Consider the following 5,823-nt stretch of genomic DNA (forward strand, 5'->3'; position numbering starts at 1 on the left):
CCCATGCCCGCAGCCCATCATCGGGCCCATTGTCTACGACTATCAAATCAACACCGGCCGGAAGCGATGCCGCCATGTCAGGCAGCACACCAACGCTGTTGTAAGCAACTGAAACCACGCTTACCGAAGGCTGTGAACCCGCATCCATGCCAAACCGCCCCTTCGGTTAAACGATCTCGTCATAATTGGTGCGAGATCTCTTCAATCTTTCTTCTCGAGCATCGCTCTCTTGCCGCGTGTCGGCGTTTGAGCGACGTCCTAACATGGAACAGATGGGTTGGAAATCCTCGTCCGATGCGCGGCCAAGGAGGGTATTTCAGTCAGGATGTCTTGCCGTTTAGGAATCTCATGTTCAAAATTGCACAACAGTCGCGCAGATAAGCAAGTTGCGTGCAAATTGTCAGATATGTAGTCTCTCTCCAAAGACACCAAATTGGGACATGACACATGAAATACGTTTCTTTGGGCCTTCGAGCCCTACTGACGGTGGCCTTTGTGGCTGCCGGTTTTGCAAAACTCTCTGGCGTAGAGATGATGGTTGCAACCTATGATGCCTTGGGCGTCGGCCAATGGTTTCGCTACGTGACCGGCTTGATCGAAATAGGCGGCGCGGTGCTGTTGTGGTTGCCCGGCCTGCAAGTCGTTGGCGCGGGATTGTTGGGAGCGACGATGGTCGGCGCAGTTCTAAGCCACTGGCTCATTCTTGGGCCTTCCGCGGTTCCAGCCATTGTAATGGGGCTTTTGAACGCGGCGGTGCTGTATCTGCATCGCGACCAGATCCCGCGCTTTTTGGGACGCGCGTCTTAACACGAACCCCCGTCACAAACACGAAACGGCCGCAAAGATCTCTGCGGCCGTTTTTGCCGGGCGTATGATGCGGGGAGGATCACCTACGCCCGATCAAATCTAACGGGCTAGTTCACCGCCTTGGCGTCGACCACATCCGCCTCAATTGCGGGTTTGCCTTGTGCAATCTCGATGCGCCGTGGCTTCAGAGCTTCGGGCACTTCGCGCACAAGATCGATATGCAACATGCCGTCTTCGTGGCTTGCGCCGGTGACCTTCACGTGATCCGCCAACTGGAATTTTCGTTCAAACGACCGCGTCGCAATTCCGCGATGCAGGAATGTCTTTTCACCGCCTGCGGGGGCTTTCTTCGCGGTCACGACAAGCGCGTTTTCCTTTACCTCAATCGCAAGGTCGTCGGCCGAGAACCCGGCGACGGCAAGCGAGATGCGATAGGCGTCATCTGCGGTTTTCTCAATATTATAAGGGGGATAGCTGGGCACCGAGACATCCGAGGTCAAAACGCGATCCATCATGTCTGCGATTTGATCAAAGCCAACTGAGGCACGGTAAAGCGGTGCGAAATCAAAACTACGCATAGAGTCATCCTTTCAAAGCGACAACATTTGGGGCCTTCCCATTTGGGACAGGCGTGTATGGGTCGGACCCGAAAGTGGCGTCCGATGAAGATCACATATGAACGGAAAATTAGCGTTTCAAGGCTTGAGGAATTTTGCGCCATTTGCAGGGCGATTTTGCCCGACTGTGATGCGTTTGGCCCCTGTGGGCGCACGCGACACAGGGCGCGTCGTGCCTTTGACCTGCGCACTCAGCGTCGCGACGAGGTCACCGAGTTTCATGCCGATTGTGCGATTGCTGCCATCTTGCGTCTGCCAGTTGCCCGAGACCAAAGACAGGATGCGAATGGCTCCTTCTTCCATCGCGAAAACCGGTGCGCCTGACGAGCCAAAGGTCGTGTCGCAGTCAAATTCCCAAAGCTGCGTGCTTTGGCGCAAAACGTTGCAGGCAGGTTGCCAACTCATGGATTGTTCGCGGCCCCGCCCATAGGACATGACCTGCACCTGATCCGGTGTCTGTCGCCCATTGTGTATCAGGAAAGGCGCCGCCTCTTCGTGTGAAACAGGGCGATCCAAGCGCAGCACAGCCACGTCCAGGGCCGCATCTTTAGCCATCATGACCGGGCCGTTGTACTGAAAGTCACGCGACATCCGATACGAGATCACGCGCCTTTCAAACAGGGACTGACCGTTCAAATATCCGGCACGAAAGACCGCGCCATGGATGTCGATTTGTGTGGCAGCAGTGCGATCAAACAAACAATGCGCGGCGGTTAAAACAAGATCACGCGCGATCAGAACACCCGTGCAAAAGCCTGAGGGCAGGTCCAGGCGCCCAACGGCCTCCCATCCCAGCATGTCGCTACGGGTCTGCATCACCTCCAGCGCGCTGCCAGAGTGAAGGGGCGTTGAAAACGCTGTCAGAATGCCCAGTGCGAGCACACGCAGACCGCGCACCGTCTAGGATCCAATAGCCGAGGTCAGAACGTGCAACACATTGCTGACGCCCACGGCGAGCGACACCGGCTGGCCATTGGCCTTGGCCATCGCAGACACCACCGACACAACACGCGGCAAGCCCTGCTGAATCTGCACAACCGGCGCTCCGCTGGTACCAAACCCTGCCTGACAGGTCGTCACAAACACGCCTTCGGGCCTTTGTGACATGCCACAGGCACTTTCCGTCAGCGCCGTATCAGCCCTATTGCGGGCATAAGAGACAACGCCAACATTGCGTCCCAACTGAGGTGTCGAAACCCCCAGACTAGAAACGTCAAACAGGTTCACAGGCTCGCTCAGACGCAGCAGCGCCACATCATAGCGCATGTTCTTCAGATCGCCTTTCTTGGCGCGGTTGTAGTTTGGGTGAATGGCAGCGCGTTTGACGCGCATCGTGCTTATGGCATTCCCCCGTCGCAGCCCCGCGTTGAAGCGGAACTCAGAGACATCCAGCCTTCGATCGGTGTTGCGGTCAAACAGGCAATGCGCGGCGGTCAGAACCAAATCCGAGGACACCAGTGTTGCGGTGCAAAATCCCGTCGATCCGATGTCTAACCTGCCAATGGCCTGCATCTGAGCCGTCGACATCGACTTCTCTAGGGGGACTGTGTCCTTGGCGAGGACAGGCGCGGCAAGACTCATTGCCACGGCGAGGCATAGGGATCTGATCATGACAGCTCCAGGTTTCAATCCAGAGCAAGATCGGATCCCCAAGGGGCGAAACTAGGGTCGCATTGGGGCTTTGTCGCGGAGTCTTTGGCCCGCTATTGCCGCAGTTGTGTCTCAAATGAGGCGGGCAGCTTGGCAGGCTTTGGTCCGCCGGTGGCCCAATCCACCAATTCGATGGTGTGCACGATGGGCACATCGGTTCCAGACCCGATTTGCATCATGCACCCCAGATTTCCGGCGGCAATCACATCCGGCGACTTGGCCTCGAGCGTTTTGACTTTGCGCTCTTTCAGTTGCGCCGAAATTTCCGGCTGCAGCAGGTTGTATGTCCCTGCAGAGCCGCAACACAGGTGCGGATCAGCAGGCTCGACAATCGTGAACCCGAGTTTCTTCAAGACATCTTTCGGCGCGGTCTTAACCTGTTGGCCGTGCTGCAACGAGCAGGCGGAATGATAGGCAACCGTCATGGACTGCGCCGCGCCTTCAGGGATCTCAAGCTTAGTCAGAAGCTCTGATACATCCATCGCGATGGCCGACACCGCGGCGGCATCTTCAGCCAGCGGGTCGTTTCGGAACATATGGCCATAATCTTTCACGGTCGTGCCGCAGCCAGATGTGTTGATCACAATCGCATCAAGCCCAGCGCCCTGCATTTCCGCGCGCCAGGCGCGGATGTTGGCCGCGGCGCTTGTGTGGCTCAGATCTGTCTTTCCCATGTGATGGGTCAGCGCCCCACAACAGCCCGCGCCCTCGGCAACAACCACCTCGCACCCCAACCGCGTCAGAACCCGAATGGTTGCGTCATTGATATCGGTGTCCAACGCTTTTTGAGCGCATCCAGTCATCAACGCGACCCGCTTTTTGCGCGGTGTCTGGGCGGGGAAGCTTTGTGGATCGTCGTTGCGACTGACTGGCGGGATCTGCTTGGGCGCCATCTTCAACATGGCTTTGATCCGCGCATCCGGTATCAAGGGCGCGAACGGCCGCCCGATCTTGGCCGCCAGCAAAGCCAGACGAAAGCGCATCGGATAAGGCAAAATCTGAGACAGCACCCAGCGCAGCGCACGATCGGACAACGGCCACTTATAGTTTTCGTCAATATAGGCCCGAGCGTGGTCCACCAAATGCATATAATGCACCCCAGACGGGCAGGTCGACATACAGGCAAGGCACGACAAACAGCGGTCGATATGCTTGACCGTCTTCTCGTCCGGCACCCGCTCGTTTTCCAGCATGTCCTTGATCAGATAGATCCGCCCCCGCGGGCTGTCCAATTCGTCCCCAAGCACCTGGTACGTCGGACAGGTCGCTGTGCAGAAGCCGCAATGCACACAGGCCCGCAGAATTTCATTGCTGCGCTCAAAATCCGGTTTCGTCAGCTGTTCCGGCGTGAATTCCGTCCGCATGTCTTACCCCATCAAACCGGGGTTCAGAATGCCCCGTGGATCAAATTTCTTGCGCAAAGCTGCCGAAAGCTGCGCGACGCCGGGCGCTTCGGGCTGAAAACGCCCATAACCCTGACCGCGCACCAAAGTGGCATGGCCTGACACACCGACCATCTGCGCGCGCGGGTCAGTTTCAGGCGGCAGCACCATCCAGACCAATCCCCCACCCCAGTCAAACAGCGCGTTGTCTGGGGCAAGTCGCGCCACCAGATCCGGCGCATCAGACGGCTTGACCGAAACGCGCCAGAGGTTGCCTGATACGCCCTGAAACACCTCGCAATCGCGCACCCAGGCCCAGCCGGCCTTTGTGCGCGCCTGATCAGTTTCCACTGCCACATCTCCAAACCGGCCAAGACGCTCTTTGAGGTTTGCCAAACGATAGCTGACGGAGTCTTCAAACCCTTCGATGCGGATCATCGTGACGGGATGGCCATCCACCCCCTTCTGGGCACGTGCCGCGCCAGTCACCTCAAACGGAGAGCCAAGCGCATCGCTCATGGCCGCCACCGCGTCTGCATCAGTCAACCCGTTCAGCAACAGGACTGCGGTCATGTCAGGTTTCGGCAGAACTTTCAGGCTGACTTCGGTCAGAACGCCCAGCGTGCCATGACTGCCTGCCAGCAGTTTGACCAAATCATAGCCCGTGACATTCTTCATCACGCGCCCGCCATTGCTGATGATCTCGCCCTGACCATCAACAAAACGCACCCCCAACATGAAATCGCGGCAGGCCCCCGCCGTGACACGTGCAGGGCCAGAATTGTTCATAGCGGCAACCGCACCGATCGTAGGTATGCCGTCGGTGCCCAGCACAGTGCGCAGATCCCGCGGATCAAAGGCAAGCCGTTGCCCCTCTTCATCCAGCATCTGGGTGATGTCTGCCACCGGCGTTCCGGCTCGCGCAACCAAGGTCAGTGCACCGGGTTCATAGAGCGTCACACCACTGATGCCCGACAACGACAGCGCCGATCCTGCGTCAGACGAAACACCCTGCGTACCACCCCCTTGGATTGCCAATGGCGCCTGTGTCGAGGCAATCGCCTCGGCCAGTTCAGCCTCGGTCGTCGGCACATGCATTGTGGCACTCATGATGCCACCTCACTGGCGTGACGACGGCTTGCGCTGCTGTTCAAAGGAAAGACTTTGGCCGGATTCAAAAGCCACGCGGGGTCAAAGACATCTTTCACCTTCATCTGCGCGTCCAGATCCGCGTGGCTGTATTGATGGCTCATCAGATCGCGCTTTTCGATCCCAACGCCATGTTCGCCGGTCAGACAGCCGCCAACCTCGACACAAAGCTTCAGGATATCCGCGCCAAAAGCCTCGCATTTCTCAAGATCACCGGG

At 57.9% G+C, this 5,823-nt stretch carries 7 protein-coding genes; 1 reads left to right on the plus strand and 6 read right to left on the minus strand.

Annotated elements, in window-relative coordinates; genetic code table 11:
* Window positions 1-447: 447 nt before the first annotated feature.
* Window positions 448-807: a DoxX family protein gene (locus ACEQWH_RS15545; RefSeq protein ID WP_370232371.1), complete on the plus strand. Its 360-nt coding sequence runs from the start codon at window positions 448-450 to the stop codon at window positions 805-807.
* A 107-nt stretch (window positions 808-914) separates the two neighbouring features.
* On the opposite strand, the gene ACEQWH_RS15550 is transcribed toward ACEQWH_RS15545, so the two are convergent.
* From ACEQWH_RS15550 to ACEQWH_RS15575, 6 genes are all read right to left on the minus strand, one after another.
* A complete protein-coding gene (locus ACEQWH_RS15550) occupies window positions 915-1,385 on the minus strand; it encodes an Hsp20 family protein (RefSeq protein WP_370232373.1) in 471 nt (156 codons plus the stop codon).
* Between the two features lie 117 nt (window positions 1,386-1,502).
* Entirely contained in the window at window positions 1,503-2,321 is an 819-nt protein-coding gene (locus tag ACEQWH_RS15555) for a serine protease (protein ID WP_370232375.1), read from the minus strand.
* Between the two features lie 3 nt (window positions 2,322-2,324).
* Window positions 2,325-3,035 carry a serine protease gene (locus tag ACEQWH_RS15560; protein ID WP_370232377.1) on the minus strand — a complete coding sequence of 237 codons (711 nt, stop codon included), beginning with the start codon at window positions 3,033-3,035 and terminating at the stop codon, window positions 2,325-2,327.
* 92 nt (window positions 3,036-3,127) lie between these two features.
* Window positions 3,128-4,438, minus strand: a complete 1,311-nt coding sequence (gene glcF / locus ACEQWH_RS15565; RefSeq protein ID WP_370232378.1) for a glycolate oxidase subunit GlcF — start codon at window positions 4,436-4,438, stop codon at window positions 3,128-3,130.
* A 3-nt stretch (window positions 4,439-4,441) separates the two neighbouring features.
* Window positions 4,442-5,566, minus strand: a complete 1,125-nt coding sequence (locus ACEQWH_RS15570; protein WP_370232380.1) for an FAD-binding protein — start codon at window positions 5,564-5,566, stop codon at window positions 4,442-4,444.
* Window positions 5,563-5,823, minus strand: a 261-nt coding sequence (locus ACEQWH_RS15575) for an FAD-binding oxidoreductase (RefSeq protein ID WP_370232382.1), incomplete at its 5' end; no start/stop codon positions are given. The genes ACEQWH_RS15575 and ACEQWH_RS15570, both read right to left, overlap by 4 nt.

It is taken from the genome of Cognatishimia sp., assembly GCF_964229375.1.
Lineage (GTDB): Bacteria > Pseudomonadota > Alphaproteobacteria > Rhodobacterales > Rhodobacteraceae > Cognatishimia.

What these genes read in the sequence shown, in the direction of transcription:
- ACEQWH_RS15550 (WP_370232373.1), bottom strand. Translation starts at nt 1,385, where the DNA reads ATGCGTAGTTTTGATTTCGCACCGCTTTACCGTGCCTCAGTTGGCTTT.
- ACEQWH_RS15545 (WP_370232371.1), top strand. Translation starts at nt 448, where the DNA reads ATGAAATACGTTTCTTTGGGCCTTCGAGCCCTACTGACGGTGGCCTTT.
- glcF (WP_370232378.1), bottom strand. Translation starts at nt 4,438, where the DNA reads ATGCGGACGGAATTCACGCCGGAACAGCTGACGAAACCGGATTTTGAG.
- ACEQWH_RS15560 (WP_370232377.1), bottom strand. Translation starts at nt 3,035, where the DNA reads ATGATCAGATCCCTATGCCTCGCCGTGGCAATGAGTCTTGCCGCGCCT.
- ACEQWH_RS15570 (WP_370232380.1), bottom strand. Translation starts at nt 5,566, where the DNA reads ATGAGTGCCACAATGCATGTGCCGACGACCGAGGCTGAACTGGCCGAG.